Genomic DNA, 13,115 nt, shown 5'->3' with positions numbered 1-13,115 from the left:
TGATTGACGTAGGACCACAATTGGGGCGCTATGGTGCGGCACACGAGTGCAGACAGTCCTAGGGGGAAACGCAGATGAGCCGAGGCCGCCACACGCAGTGGATCCATCCTGCGGTGCGCCAAGAGCTCTGCGACTTCCAGCAGGGCCGGGTCTCGCGACGGGAATTCCTCACCCGCGCCACCGCGCTCGGCACCTCGGCAGTTCTCGCGCGCGGGATGGTCGGCATGGCGGCCGCCGAAGAGCCTGCCGTCGAGGCACCGAAGGGCAGCACGCTGCGCATCCAGATGGAGGTGCGCCCGCTCAAGGACCCGCGCACATACGACTGGTCCGAGATCGCCAATGTCTCGCGCGGGTGGCTGGAATACCTCGTCGAGTACAACCGCGACGGCAGCCTTCGCGGCATGCTGCTCGAAAGCTGGGAAGCCAGCGAGGACGCCAGCCAGTACCTGCTGCGGGTACGCCCCGGCGTCACCTGGACCACCGGGGAACCCTTCACCTCGGCCGATGTCGCACGGCTGATGGGCTACTGGTGCGACCGCAGCGTCGAGGGCAATTCCATGGCCGGCCGGCTCGCCGCGCTCGGCGACCCGCAGACCGAGCGGCTGTCCGAAAGCGCCGTCGAGATCCTCGATGATCTGACGCTGCGCCTGAACCTCGCCTATCCGGACGTGGCGCTGATGGTCGGCCTGTCGGACTACCCTGCCGCCTGCGTCCATGCCCGGCACGATCCGGAAACCATGCTCACCGATCCCATCGGCACCGGCCCGTTTCTGCCCGAGGAGGTCGTGCCGACCCAGCGCGCCGTGCTGGTGCGCAACCACGCGCACCCCTGGTGGGGCTCCGAGGCCGAAGGCTGGGGCGGCGCGACACTCGAGCGGATCGAGTTCCTGGACTATGGCACGGATCCTGCCTCCTGGCTGGCCGCTGCCAAGGCCGGCGAGATCGACATGCTCTACGAGAATGTCGGCACCTTCATAGAGGCCGTCGATGCGATCGGCTGGCAACGGTCCGAGGTGGTGACCGGCGCGACCGTGGTGCTGCGCGGCAACCAGCGCGCGCTGCTCGACGGGCGCGCGGTCTATGCCGACAAGCGGATGCGCAAGGCGCTGCAACTGGCCATCTCCAACGAGGTCGCGCTGGAACTTGGTCATGCCGGACTTGGCACCGTGGCCGAGAACCACCATGTCGCCCCGATCCACCCCGATTACGCCGAGGTCGGCACCACCGAATACGACCCCACGCTGGCGCTGCCGCTGGCCGAGGAGGCCGGGCTTGGCGATGTCGTGCACGAGCTGGTGACGCTGGACGACGGCTTCACGCGGCGCACCGGGGATGCCTGCGCCGCCATGCTGCGGGACGCCGGCTTCCAGGTCGAGCGCAAGGTGCTTCCCGGTTCGGCCTTCTGGCAGGAATGGAAGGAATACCCGCTGTCGATCACCGAGTGGAACCACCGCCCACTCGGCATCCAGGTGCTGGCACTTGCCTATCGCACCGGCGAGGCCTGGAACGAGACCGGCTATGCCGATCCCGATTTCGATGCGCTGGTGGCCGAGGCACTGACCATCGCCGATGCGGTCGAGCGCCAGGGCATCATGGCCCGCATCGAGCGCAAGCTGCAGGAGGACGCCGTGATCGTGCAGCCCTTCTGGCGCTCGCTCTACCGCCACATGCGCCCCGGCGTGCACGGCGCCGAGATGCACCCCGCCTTCGAAATCCACCCCTACAAGCTGGCGCTGGAAGTCTAGCGAGCGCCGATCCGCGGAGGCCCGCCGCCGCCGGTGACAGCGACGGCCTTCTCCGGCAGAGTGCAGCGCAGTGGCACAGGCCGCATCCCCGGCCGCCTCTGGGAGGAAACCCGAATGCTGACGCTCTACCACGCGCCGCGCTCGCGCTCGACGCGCATCCTGCAACTCATCCGCGAAATGGGCATCGAGGAAGACGTCGATCTGCGCATCACGCAGATCCCGCGCCAGGACGGCTCCGGCGGGCGCGATCCGCAGAATCCCCACCCCGAGGGCAAGGTGCCGCTGCTGTTGCATGACGGCGCGTCGGTGCGCGAGAGCAACGCGGTGATGCTCTACCTGACCGACCTCTATCCCGACAGCCCGATGGGCCGCCCCGTGGGCCACCCGTCGCGCGCCGCCTATGTGTCCTGGCTGGCCTGGTACGGCAATGTCTTCGAGCCGGTCTACGTGCTTCAGGTGGCGGGGGTCTCGCACCCGGTGACGCAGGTCACCTTCCGCGACGTGCCTGAGGCGGTGGCGCGGCTGTCGGAGGCCCTGGCCGAGAAGGACTGGCTGGTCGATGACGAGATCAGCGCGGCGGACCTTCTGATATCCTCGACCTACGCCTGGTTCCGTGACCTGATCCCCGACGATCCGCGCATCCGCGACTGGGTGGAGCGCTGCCTGTCCCGCCCCGCCGTGACCTCGGTGATCGAGGAGGAGATGGCGCGCTGAGACACTACTGCGCCAACAGCTCCTCGTAGCGCGCGTCGGTCAGGGTCCTGAGGAAGGCGACCAGCGCATCCACCCGCTTGTCGTCCAGCGCCGGACCGTCGGTCAGCTCGGGGGCGAGGTTCTCGGGCACCTCGGGCGGGCCGAAGGGCGCGCCGGTCTCGGGGTTGACCTTCCGCGCCGCGTTGCGCGTGTTGTAGCTGTTGTAGAACAGGATCACCGTGCGCAGGTCCTCGAAGGCGCCATTGTGCATGTAGGGCGCGGTCACCGCCACGTTGCGCAGGGTCGGCGTGCGGAAAGCGCCGCGCAGGCCTTCGTCCGCGGGGCTTCCGTCTTCGGTCAGATGCGTGTTCTGCATCAGCCCGCCGTCGACGAAGCCCGCCGCCGCACCGTTCGAAGCGCGCAGCTCGGCATTGGCCGGCACCCCGAGGTTGTGGAAGCGGTAGTCCGAGAAGGTCTCGGCCGGGTCCACGGCACTGCGCTGAAGCTGGTGACACTGGTTGCAGTTGGTGAACTGCTGCGAAAAGAACAGCAGCCTTCCGAGCTCTTCCTGCCTGGTCAGCTCGGCCTCGCCGCGCAGGAAGCGGTCATACTTGGAATCGAAGGACGCGAACTCCGGACGCCGCTCGAAGGCGGCGATGGCACGGGTCATGGCGGCATAGCCCGCCTCGGGATCGCTTAGAGTGGCCGGTCCGAACAGCGTGCCGAAGGCGGCGACGTAATCCGGATTCTCGCGCAGGCGTGCGACAACCTCGGATTTGTCACCCATGCCCATCTCGATCGGGTTCAGCGGCGGCCCCCCGGCCTGTTCTTCGAGCGTCACCGCGCGGCCGTCGTGGAACAGGCCGCCGCGCCAGCGCCCCTCCGCATCGCGCGCCAGAGCGGGCACCTGCGCGGCATAGGTCACCGTGGGCGCGTTGCGATCGCCGAGCGAGCTGCCGTCATCGCCGGTCGAGGCCGCGCCACGCGGGTCGGCAAACGCATAGGCGGGATCATGGCACGAGGCGCAGCTCTGCGAGCGGGTCTTCGACAGGTTGGGATCGAAAAACAGCGCCTCGCCGAGCGCGTCGAGGCTCTCGAAGCTGGCCGGCGCGGCCGTGAGCCTCTGGACGCCGAAGCTGCCCGCGCAAAGCGCGAGCACGGCTGCAGAGGCAAGGATGGCTGCATGACGCATGGGGCTCTCCCGTGACCTGGCTCGTGACCCAGGGACCCGATCAGCATGGCCGCATGCACCGGCACCGGCCTTGACCGGGATCAAATCCCTAGCCTTTAGCTCAGGCATATCGGGGAAACGCGCTGCTGCGTCAAGCCGGGCGCGGCGCCAGCCCGCACGCGACGTGCGGCGGACCGGGGCTCACTGGCCCCAGATCACCTTCACGTAGTTCATCGTTTCCTGATAGGGCGGCACGCCGCCGTGCTTTTCCACGGCCCCCGGCCCGGCGTTATAGGCCGCCAGCGCCAGCTGCCACGAGCCGAACTTGCGGTACTGCTGGATCAGGTAGCGCGCCCCGCCCTCGAGATTCTGCGCGGGATCATGCGGATCGACACCGAGCTTGCGCGCGGTGAACGGCATGAGCTGCGCGAGGCCGATCGCGCCCTTGTGCGACAGCGCCTTCGGGTTGAAGCCCGATTCCTGCTGCACCAGGCGCAGGAACAGATCCTCGGGCACACCGTTGCGCCGCGCCGCCTGCCTTGCCAGATCGGCATAGGGACCGCGGTAGCTGCCGCGATATGTCGGCACCGCCCCCTCGTTGCCGCCCATGGGCCCCCATTTGGTCGGGGTCACCACGCGGTTCGGCTGAAGCCGCACCGAATTGTTGTATTGCTGCGCCGCGCGCCCATCGAGCACGCCTGTCTGTTTCGAAAAGAGCCGCACGCGGCTCTTGGATGACAGCACTTCCGCCGACACCGCAGTTCCCGACATCACCAGAGCACACACAACTCCGGCCAGCGCGCGCGTTGCGTTCTTGCGCATCACGTCCCTGTCCCGCTTCACTGTTCCCTTGTCCGGAGACTATACAGGTAAATTGACCCTGCGCCAGCGCGCGCGCCCCCGGGGAACTGGCGGATTTCCGCGCGCCGACCCCTGCCGATTGATCGCTTGGGGAGGCCGGGCGCGTGGTGTAGACCTGTGCAAACACCCCGCTTGCGGGGATTCGCAGTCATGCGAAAAACATGCGCATATGCGCGCGACACACAGGCATACGACCAAGAATAAGGGGATGACATGGCCGGCTCCGTGAACAAGGTGATCCTGGTAGGCAATCTCGGTGCGGACCCCGAGGTGCGCACCTTCCAGAACGGCGGCAAGGTCTGCAACCTGCGCATCGCCACCTCCGAGAACTGGAAGGACCGCAACACCGGCGAGCGCCGCGAGCGCACCGAGTGGCATTCGGTCGCGATCTTCTCGGAGCCGCTCGCGCGGATCGCCGAGCAGTACCTGCGCAAGGGCTCCAAGGTCTACATCGAGGGCAAGCTCGAGACCCGCAAGTGGCAGGACCAGTCCGGCCAGGACCGCTACACGACCGAGATCGTGCTGCGCCCCTTCGGCGGCGAGCTCACCCTGCTCGACAGCCGCCAGGGCGGCGGCGGCGGTGACTTCGGCGGCGGGTCCGGCGGCGGCTACGGTGGTGGTTCGGGCGGTGGCTACGGCGGTGGCAACGACGGCGGCTACGGCGGCGGCTCGGGCGGCGGCTATGGCGGCGGCTCCGGTGGCGGCAGCTCGCGCGACATCGACGACGAGATTCCGTTCTGATCCGGCGCGCTCTGGCAGCGCGGCACTACAGACCAACCTGATCACATCGCCCGGCGGCTGCGCCGGGCGATTTTCGTTTCGCCACCGCCCTGCCGGGCCGGACCGGCGGACGCAGCTGAGCGCAACGTTATCCCAGCGCCCTTGAAGCGACGCGTCCTGCGCCCCATAACTGTCTGAACATTCTCAGACACAAAAGACGGACGTATGGACGCCCCTGCCACCGGAACACTCGACGCGGCCTTCTGGATGACCTCTGCCGCGATCCTCGTGCTCATCCTCTTCTCGGCCTTCTTCTCGGGCTCGGAGACCGCGCTCACCGCCGCATCGCGCGGGAAACTGCGCGCCGCGATGGACCGCGGCTCGCGCGGGGCCGCCATGGCGCTGAAGATCACCGAGGACAACGAGCGGCTGATCGGCTCGGTGCTGCTGGGCAACAACCTCGTCAACATCCTGGCCACGTCGCTCGCCACGGCGCTGTTCACCCGGCTGCTCGGCGATGGTGGCGTCGCCATGGCGACGCTAATCATGACCTTCCTGGTCCTGATCTTCGCCGAGGTGCTGCCCAAGACCTACGCCATCACCAATCCCGAGCAGGCCGCCGCCACGGTCGCGCCGCCGATCCGCGTGGTGATCCTGATCTTCTCGCCCGTGGTGGCGGCGATCCGTGCGCTGGTGCGCGTCCTGCTCAAGCTCATCGGCGTGCAGACCGACCCCGACAGCCAGATCCTCGCCGTGCGCGAGGAGATCGCCGGGGCGCTGCAACTGGGCCATTCGGAAGGCGTGGTCGAGAAAGAGGACCGCGACCGCATCCTCGGCGCGCTCGATCTGGCCGAACGCACGGTGGAAGAGATCATGCTGCACCGCTCGGGGATCGAGAGCATCGACGCCGAGGCCGAGCCGCGCGCGATCCTGCAGCAATGCCTCGACAGCAACCACACCCGCCTGCCCGTCTACCGCGGCGAGCCCGAGAACATCATCGGCATGGTCCACGCCAAGGATCTGCTGCGCGCCATGTACGACACGATGGCGCAGGCCGGCGAGCGCGGCTTCGCGGCGCTCGACGACTTCCGCATCACCGAGGTGATGATGAAGCCCTACTTCGTGCCCGACACCACCACGCTCGCCGACCAGATGCGCAATTTCCTGCGCCGCCGCACGCACTTCGCGCTGGTGGTTGACGAATATGGCTCGCTCGAGGGGCTGATCACGCTCGAGGACATCCTTGAGGAGATCGTCGGCGAGATCGCCGACGAGCACGACCCCGACGCCGAGCATCAGGTCAGCGCCGGCGAGGATGGCTGGTACTGGCTCGACGGCGCGATGACGATCCGCGACCTCAACCGGGCCGCCGACTGGTCACTGCCCGACGACGAGGCGAACACCATCGCCGGGCTGGTGATTCACGAGGCGCAGATGATCCCGACCGTCGGCCAGCGCTTCAGCTTCCACGGCTTCCGCTTCGAGGTCATGGAGCGCGAGAACAACCGGATCACTCGGCTGCGGGTGCGGCCCGTGGAGCCTCTGCCGGAGTGACCGGCGTGTCGGCGGCCGGATCGATCGGCAGCTCGGCCTCGAGCACGTAGCCGCCAGGCTCGCGCCGCTCGACGATGGTGCCGCCGACCTGGCTCACCGCCGCCTCGAGCAGCCGCGCGCCGAGCGCGGTCGAGGCCAGCGCATCCAGCGTCGATCCCGGCACCGGCCCGGTGCCATTGTCGCGGCAGGTGAAGAGGATGCGATTCACCCCTGCGGGGCGCATCTCGAAACGGATCTCCGGCGCCGCGCCCCCCTCGTGGAAGGCGTATTTCATCGCGTTGGCGGCAAATTCGTTGGCCACCACCCCGATCGAGGCGGCAACCCGCGATTCCACCTCGATCCGCGGCACATCGACCTCGAATTGCACCTGAAGCGACGCGTGCCGCTGAAGCAGCGTCGCGACGCGCGACAGGTAGGTGTCGAGCCGCACGAAATGCATCTTGGAGGTGAGGTTCAGCTCGGCATGGAGCTGCGATACCGAATCCACCCGACGCGCGATGGCATCAAGCGCCTCGCGCGTTTCGGCCTCCTGCGAGCGCGCGCGGTAGAGCCGGATGGTCGAGGCCACGGTCTGGAGCGAGTTCTTCACCCGGTGGTCGATTTCCTCGCGCAGGATCTCCTTGTTGTGCAGGGCGCGCTGAAGGTCGAGCTGGCGCATCACCTGCCCCGCCATGACCTTCAGCAGCTTGCGCTGCTGTGCCGTCAGCTTGCGCGGCTTGTCGTCCAGCACGCAAAGCGTTCCGACGCTGTGGCCGCTGCGGGTGACCAGCGGCGCGCCGGCATAGAAGCGCATGGCCGAGATCGTGCCGCAGCACAGCGGGTTGTCCGCGCTGCGCAGATCGAGCATCGTGTCCTCGATCTCCAGAATGTCCTCGGACAGGATCGCATGGGCGCAGATCGACTGCTCGAGCGGCGTCTGGCCAGGCTCCATGCCGTGACGCGCCTTGAACCATTGCCGGCTCTCGTCGACGAGGCTGATCAGCGCGACCGGAACCTCGAGCAGCGCGGCGAGCAGGTCCACGACTTCGTCAAAGGCCGGGTCCGTACCGCTGTCAAGCACACCAAAGCTGCGCAGCTCGGCGAGGCGCTCAAGCTCATCTTCCGATTTCCGTGCCAGAACCATCGTCCGAAACTGTCCCTTTTCCTAGGCCCGCGGGCCGACTGTTGCGCGCACCGCGGTTATTCATCCAGAAATAGCAGTGCACCGGCACCCGCCAAGAGCGAAAGCGCAGCCTGGGACGCAAACGCGGCGGCAGAGCCGGAACCGCCGCCCGCAGTTTACTCTTTTTTCGCAAATTTGCTGCATTTGCTTTCCTGTCCGCGCTTCGGCGTCGCTAGGCTTCACTCGGGCAGGCCCAACGCCCGGCAGGTCCGGGCGCGGTCTAGCCCAGGATGCGGGATCGCGCCCACCCCTCCGCTCCCCCGAGAAATCCCGTCGGGTTTCCGGGCTTTGCTGTATAAGGAGTCCCATGGGAGGAATAGCCGTTTTGATTCCCGCCGCCGGCGCGAGCAGCCGGATGCGCGGGGCCGACAAGCTTTTGATGCAGGTCGGTGGCCGGGCGCTTTTGCGCCGCCAGGCCGAGGAAGCGCTGCGCGCGGTCAACCATGTGACGGTCACCTTGCCTGACTATGACCATCCGCGCGCCGCAGCCCTTGCGGGCCTTCCGGTGCAGCTCGTCGCGGTGCCGGACGCGGCGCTCGGCATGTCCGCCTCGCTGCGCCGCGGGGTCAGCATGTTGCCCAAGGGAACCGAGGCGTTGGTGGTCCTGCCTGCCGACATGCCCGAATTGACGTCAGAGGATATCCTGAGCCTCGTGCAAGGGTTTCGCGCCATGCCGCATCCCACGCTGCAACAAGGCTGCGCCGAGGATGGCTCGCCCGGTCACCCGGTGCTGTTTCCGGCCGATTGCTTCTCTGCGATCCAGATGCTGAATGGCGACGAGGGTGCGCGCAGCGTTCTGGCGCGCAACCGCAACCGGCTGCGGCAGGTGATCCTGCCCGGCCGCCGCGCGCTGACCGACCTGGACACGCCCGAGGCCTGGCACGACTGGCAGCAGAACCAGGAAGCGCTGGATCCCTGCTGACCCGCGCCTCGGTGCAAAGCAAAACCCCGGACCGCGAACCGCGCTCCGGGGTCTCTTTTCCGCCGCGGCGTGACCGCCCCACCGGCCGTCCCGCGACGTGCTGCATGCCTTGTGGATGCGTCGTGGCTCAGCCGATCAGCAGCTGCGCCTCGTGCTTCTTGAGCGAGCGCCGCGCCGCGCCATAGGCTTGTAGCCCCTCGGCGTGCTCGAGCTCGGGGAAGAGCGCGAAAATCTCTTCGCGCTGCTCGTCGCCGATGCCCTTCAGCGTGTAGTCGCCGGGCTGGAAGCTTTCGGTCCAGGCGCCGTTCGACAGCACGACCTCGTGCTGGTCGAACATGAAGTGGATATAGGCCACGCCCATGGTCTCCACCTCGTCCACGCCCGGAAGCCCGGTCAGGTGCTTGGCAGCGGCGAGCACTTCGCGCTCGTCGAAGTAGAACGCGGTGCGGTCGTTGGCCACGAGCACGCGGTGGTTCGGCGAAACCAGCAGATCATGCTCTGGAAGGTTCTTGCCGAGCGCGCCCTTCTGGATCAGCACCGGGCGCAGATGCGGCTGGCGCGCAAGCTCGAACCCGGTGAGCTCCTTGCGGCCGACCCAGCGGATTTCCTGGATGCCATTGTCGCGGGTGATCACCCGATCGCCGACCTTCAGATCCTCGACCAGACGCTCGCCCTGCGGCGTGGCGATCAGCGTGCCGGGGGTGAAGCAGGGCATCACCTCGACCGTAACATAGGCCGTGTCGTAGCCGCCTTGGCCGTCCTCGATGGTATAGGCGAAGGAATCGTAGCCCTCGAAGCCCTCTTCGGCGGTGTAGGAGACCGTGCCGTCCTCGTTCAGCGTGGCGGTGCCGTTGGTCGGCGTGCCGATGCTGGTGATGCTCAAGGCATCGCCGTCCGCGTCGCTGTCGTTCAGCGTCGGATCGAAGGTCGCGGTCGAAGTGCCGGTGGTGTGATAAAGGTCGTCCACGGCGTCCGGCGGGGTGTTCCCGCCTTCGGTCGGAGTGGTCGGGATGCCGGTCTTGACCACGATGGTGCCCGTGTCGGTGCCGCCGTTGCCATCGTCGATCGTGTAGGTGAAGGAATCCGGCCCCGAGTGACCGGGGTTCGGCGCATAGGTCACGGTGCCATCGGCGTTCAGCGTCACCGTGCCGCTGCTGGCCTCGCCCACGCCGGTGACGGTCAGCGTGTCGCCATCCGGGTCGCTGTCGTTCAGCGTCGGGTCGAGCGTCACGGGCGTGTTGTTGGCGGTGGTGACCAGGTCGTCCTCGGCGACCGGATCGCCGTTCACCGGCGAGACTGCAACCGCGACGTGGCCGGTGGCCGAGTTGCCCGCCGGATCCTCGATCGTGTAGGTGATCTCGGCATCGCCGGTGAAATCCTCCGCCGGGGTGAAGGTCAGCGTGCCGTCGCCGTTGATCACGACGGAGCCCTCGCCGCCGGTGACCTCGGCCGAGACCACCGTCAGGGGCTCGCCCTCGGGGTCGCTGTCGTTGGCCAGCACGTCGATGGTGACGGCCACGTCCTCGTCGGTTTCGGCGCTGTCGTCTTCGGCGATGGGATCGCTGTCCTCGGCGTCGATCGTCGAGAAGCTCATGTCCGAGATCAGCACGCCCTGGGTCGAGTCGCCGCCGTTGCCGTAAACCACTTCGATGCGCGACACCGGGCCGGCGATCGAGACCAGCACGGTGCCATCCTCGTCCGCGAAGCTGGTGACATCTTCGCCGGTCGCGGTGCCGCCGCTGGTGCTGGTGCTGCCGAGCGAGGTCAGCGTGACCTCGACCGGGTTGCCCTCGGCGTCATAGGCCAGGATGGTGATGTTGTCCTGGAAGTCGACGCCACCCGCCGTGCTGGTGCTGTCACCGCCCAGATCGCCAAGGTCGGAGCCCGCGCCACCATCCACGTCGTTGAGAATGAACGACAGGTTCTGTACTTCATCGGCATAGAGCGCGTTCGAAGAGCTGAAATCGAACACCGTGCTCGAGGTGGCGGAGACGCTGCCGCCGTCACCACCCTCGCCGAAAAGCTTGAGGTGCGAGTTCGGATCGACCGTGGAGCCTTCGGGCACGTAACCGTCGTGGTTCACGGTGAAGGCCTCGGCACCGGCATCCTGCGCCGAGAACGAGATGCCGACCGTGACACCGCCTGCGTCGACAGAGGTCGATGTGCCGCCGGTGGAGGTGTCCGCCAGCGTGGTCCCAAATGCGCCCAGCGACGCCCAGTTCAAAAACAGATCAGCCATCGTTACACCCTTCAACACCAGAACGGGGCCTGCCCCGCACCGCGACAGCGGCTTGCGGCGCGGCAGCGCCCTATTGCCCCACTTCCGTCCTTCCCGCGTCGCTGCGTCCGTCGGACCTCCCCGCGTGGCAGCGGGCAAAGGCGGTCCTGCTGGTGCCGGGCACATCCTCCCGAGACCATCGGTCACATCCTCGCGGATGACTTGAAATCGGCGGCCGCCCCCGGCCGGTCCTTCGTCGCCCCCCAGTCGGGCTTAACGAACTACTTAGATCCGGCAGGGCCGTTAACAAAGTCAAAAATGGCGCTCGCGTGGCGCGATGTGACGAACCAAGGGCCAATATCGCGCAAGGCCGCGTGAATCTGACGTGAATGTGGCGAAAAATTGTTTCCAACTTTCGCCGGTGCCGATGCGTGACCTTGGCAAATCCGGCTTATTTCACGCCTGCCTTGCGCAAACGCGCGTTTGCTTTGTCCCCTGCGAGGAAACAGAGCCGGTGCCCGTCGCCGGTCCGCGATGCCGCCGCCTCGCCGCCCGATTTCGGGCAATGCTGTCGCCACCAGAGAACCAATCCAGGGCCCGCGCGGAGATTGGCCAAGAGCCACGCCGCGCAAGCGCAAGGAGATACGAATCAATTTGTTAAATATGGCATCAATTCGGCCCTCGACAGGGCCGGACGATGCCCCTCCCCGTGGCCCGCCACATCAGCGCCCCAATGGCGCAAGAACCGCCCGCCGCAACAAAAAGCGTCCCCGGCACGGTGCCGGGGACGCTGTCTTGTCTCGGTGGCCCTGCGGCCGATCCGCCGGAGCGGCTCAGAGCATCTCGATCTGGTAGCTCTCGATCACAGTGTTCGCGAGCAGCTTCTCGCACATCTCCTTGACCGTGTCCTCGCCCGTACCCTCGGCCAGTTCGAGGTCGATCACCTTGCCCTGACGCACGGCACCCACGCCGTCGAAGCCGAGCCCGCCAAGCGCGTGGCGCACGGCTTCGCCCTGCGGGTCGAGCACGCCCTCTTTCAGCATCACATGCACACGTGCCTTCATGGCCATCTCTCCGTTCCTCGCAGAGGGGCTTTGCCCCTCATCTTTCCCAAATCAGGTAAATCGCAGCGCCGCCCCCGGCGTTACGCTTTCAATTGATCAGCTTCGGCTTTGCCACGTGGGTCGCCTGCTTGGGCATCACGCCCAGACGCCGCGCCACCTCGGTGTAAGCGTCGGTCAGCGAGCCGAGGTCGCGGCGGAACACGTCCTTGTCGAGCTTCTGGCCGGTCTCGATGTCCCAAAGGCGCATCGAGTCGGGCGAGATCTCGTCAGCGACGATCAGGCGCTGGAAGTCGCCGTCATAGACGCGGCCGATCTCGATCTTGAAGTCGACGAGGCGGATGCCCACGCCATACATCAGGCCCGAGAGGTAATCGTTGACGCGCAGCGACAGGCTGAGGATGTCATCCATGTCCTGCTGCCCGGCCCAGCCGAAGGCGGCAATATGCTCTTCGGTGACCAGCGGATCACCCAGCTTGTCGTCCTTGTAGCAGTATTCCACGATCGGGCGCGGCAGCGGCGTGCCCTCTTCGAGGCCGAGGCGCTTGGCCAGCGAGCCGGCGGCGTAGTTGCGCACGATCACTTCCAGCGGGATTATCTCGCAGGCGCGGACGAGCTGCTCGCGCATGTTCAGCCGCTTGAGGAAGTGGGTGGGAACGCCGATGTTGTTCAGGCCGGTCATGAAGAACTCGGACAGGCGGTTGTTCAGCACACCCTTGCCCTCGATCACGTCCTTCTTCTGCGCGTTGAAGGCGGTGGCGTCGTCCTTGAAGTACTGGACGATGGTGCCCGGTTCGGGGCCTTCGTACAGAATCTTCGCCTTGCCTTCGTAGATCTTCTTGCGCCGTGCCATGGGAATCCTTTCGCCCGGGGCCGCGTATCGGCCGCTGCGTCTCGTTCGCCCTCATAAATCAAGGCTGCCCTTGCCGCAAGCGAACATGCTCGGACTTGCGCCAGCGCAAGGCAGGCGTCAAGCTGAAGATACTATACTGAGGGCCTATCTTGGAG

11 protein-coding genes are annotated in these 13,115 nt (G+C 66.9%); 5 read left to right on the top strand and 6 right to left on the bottom strand.

Going from position 1 to position 13,115, the window contains the following annotated elements; translation table 11 throughout:
- Window positions 1–74 precede the first annotated feature (74 nt).
- Together IQ782_RS01495 and IQ782_RS01490 are read left to right on the top strand one after the other, a co-directional pair.
- Complete coding sequence (locus tag IQ782_RS01495) at window positions 75–1,745, top strand: ABC transporter substrate-binding protein (protein ID WP_194132836.1); 1,671 nt, start codon at window positions 75–77, stop codon at window positions 1,743–1,745.
- Window positions 1,746–1,859: 114 nt separating this feature from the next.
- Window positions 1,860–2,459, top strand: a complete 600-nt coding sequence (locus IQ782_RS01490) for a glutathione S-transferase family protein (RefSeq protein WP_194132835.1) — start codon at window positions 1,860–1,862, stop codon at window positions 2,457–2,459.
- 4 nt (window positions 2,460–2,463) lie between these two features.
- Here IQ782_RS01490 and IQ782_RS01485 read toward each other — a convergent pair whose 3' ends face one another.
- A complete protein-coding gene (locus IQ782_RS01485; protein WP_194132834.1) occupies window positions 2,464–3,630 on the bottom strand; it encodes a cytochrome-c peroxidase in 1,167 nt (388 codons plus the stop codon).
- 180 nt (window positions 3,631–3,810) lie between these two features.
- The gene (locus tag IQ782_RS01480; protein ID WP_194132833.1) at window positions 3,811–4,431 is read right to left on the bottom strand and encodes a lytic transglycosylase domain-containing protein; all 621 of its coding nucleotides are present in this window, start codon (window positions 4,429–4,431) and stop codon (window positions 3,811–3,813) included.
- A 252-nt stretch (window positions 4,432–4,683) separates the two neighbouring features.
- Here IQ782_RS01480 and ssb point away from each other — a divergent pair, with 252 nt between their 5' ends.
- Together ssb and IQ782_RS01470 are read left to right on the top strand one after the other, a co-directional pair.
- A complete protein-coding gene (ssb, locus tag IQ782_RS01475; RefSeq protein WP_194132832.1) occupies window positions 4,684–5,211 on the top strand; it encodes a single-stranded DNA-binding protein in 528 nt (175 codons plus the stop codon).
- Between the two features lie 204 nt (window positions 5,212–5,415).
- The gene (locus tag IQ782_RS01470; protein WP_194132831.1) at window positions 5,416–6,744 is read left to right on the top strand and encodes an HlyC/CorC family transporter; all 1,329 of its coding nucleotides are present in this window, start codon (window positions 5,416–5,418) and stop codon (window positions 6,742–6,744) included.
- Here IQ782_RS01470 and IQ782_RS01465 read toward each other — a convergent pair.
- Window positions 6,701–7,867 (bottom strand): histidine kinase dimerization/phosphoacceptor domain -containing protein, encoded by a 1,167-nt coding sequence (locus IQ782_RS01465; RefSeq protein WP_194132830.1) that lies wholly within the window; start codon window positions 7,865–7,867, stop codon window positions 6,701–6,703. The two genes, IQ782_RS01470 and IQ782_RS01465, sit on opposite strands and share 44 nt — an antisense overlap.
- Before the next feature lie 346 nt (window positions 7,868–8,213).
- Between IQ782_RS01465 and IQ782_RS01460 the strand changes: the two genes are divergently transcribed.
- Window positions 8,214–8,828, top strand: coding sequence for a nucleotidyltransferase family protein (locus tag IQ782_RS01460; protein ID WP_194132829.1), 615 nt, complete (start codon window positions 8,214–8,216; stop codon window positions 8,826–8,828).
- A 127-nt stretch (window positions 8,829–8,955) separates the two neighbouring features.
- On the opposite strand, the gene IQ782_RS01455 is transcribed toward IQ782_RS01460, so the two are convergent.
- From IQ782_RS01455 to purC, 3 genes are all read right to left on the bottom strand, one after another.
- Complete coding sequence (locus tag IQ782_RS01455; protein ID WP_194132828.1) at window positions 8,956–11,067, bottom strand: Ig-like domain-containing protein; 2,112 nt, start codon at window positions 11,065–11,067, stop codon at window positions 8,956–8,958.
- 812 nt (window positions 11,068–11,879) lie between these two features.
- Window positions 11,880–12,110, bottom strand: coding sequence for a phosphoribosylformylglycinamidine synthase subunit PurS (purS, locus tag IQ782_RS01450; protein WP_194132827.1), 231 nt, complete (start codon window positions 12,108–12,110; stop codon window positions 11,880–11,882).
- A gap of 88 nt (window positions 12,111–12,198) precedes the next feature.
- The gene (gene purC, locus IQ782_RS01445; protein WP_194132826.1) at window positions 12,199–12,960 is read right to left on the bottom strand and encodes a phosphoribosylaminoimidazolesuccinocarboxamide synthase; all 762 of its coding nucleotides are present in this window, start codon (window positions 12,958–12,960) and stop codon (window positions 12,199–12,201) included.
- Window positions 12,961–13,115: the final 155 nt, after the last annotated feature.

The organism is Salipiger mangrovisoli (genome assembly GCF_015223355.1).
Classification (GTDB): Bacteria; Pseudomonadota; Alphaproteobacteria; order Rhodobacterales; family Rhodobacteraceae; genus Salipiger; species Salipiger mangrovisoli.
This window is presented reverse-complemented; position numbering and strand designations above follow the sequence as displayed.

Excerpts from the sequence above, each read along its gene's own strand:
- IQ782_RS01495 (WP_194132836.1), top strand. The coding sequence starts at position 75 with ATGAGCCGAGGCCGCCACACGCAGTGGATCCATCCTGCGGTGCGCCAA.
- IQ782_RS01490 (WP_194132835.1), top strand. The coding sequence starts at position 1,860 with ATGCTGACGCTCTACCACGCGCCGCGCTCGCGCTCGACGCGCATCCTG.
- IQ782_RS01485 (WP_194132834.1), bottom strand. The coding sequence starts at position 3,630 with ATGCGTCATGCAGCCATCCTTGCCTCTGCAGCCGTGCTCGCGCTTTGC.
- IQ782_RS01480 (WP_194132833.1), bottom strand. The coding sequence starts at position 4,431 with ATGCGCAAGAACGCAACGCGCGCGCTGGCCGGAGTTGTGTGTGCTCTG.
- ssb (WP_194132832.1), top strand. The coding sequence starts at position 4,684 with ATGGCCGGCTCCGTGAACAAGGTGATCCTGGTAGGCAATCTCGGTGCG.
- IQ782_RS01470 (WP_194132831.1), top strand. The coding sequence starts at position 5,416 with ATGGACGCCCCTGCCACCGGAACACTCGACGCGGCCTTCTGGATGACC.
- IQ782_RS01465 (WP_194132830.1), bottom strand. The coding sequence starts at position 7,867 with ATGGTTCTGGCACGGAAATCGGAAGATGAGCTTGAGCGCCTCGCCGAG.
- IQ782_RS01460 (WP_194132829.1), top strand. The coding sequence starts at position 8,214 with ATGGGAGGAATAGCCGTTTTGATTCCCGCCGCCGGCGCGAGCAGCCGG.
- IQ782_RS01455 (WP_194132828.1), bottom strand. The coding sequence starts at position 11,067 with ATGGCTGATCTGTTTTTGAACTGGGCGTCGCTGGGCGCATTTGGGACC.
- purS (WP_194132827.1), bottom strand. The coding sequence starts at position 12,110 with ATGAAGGCACGTGTGCATGTGATGCTGAAAGAGGGCGTGCTCGACCCG.
- purC (WP_194132826.1), bottom strand. The coding sequence starts at position 12,960 with ATGGCACGGCGCAAGAAGATCTACGAAGGCAAGGCGAAGATTCTGTAC.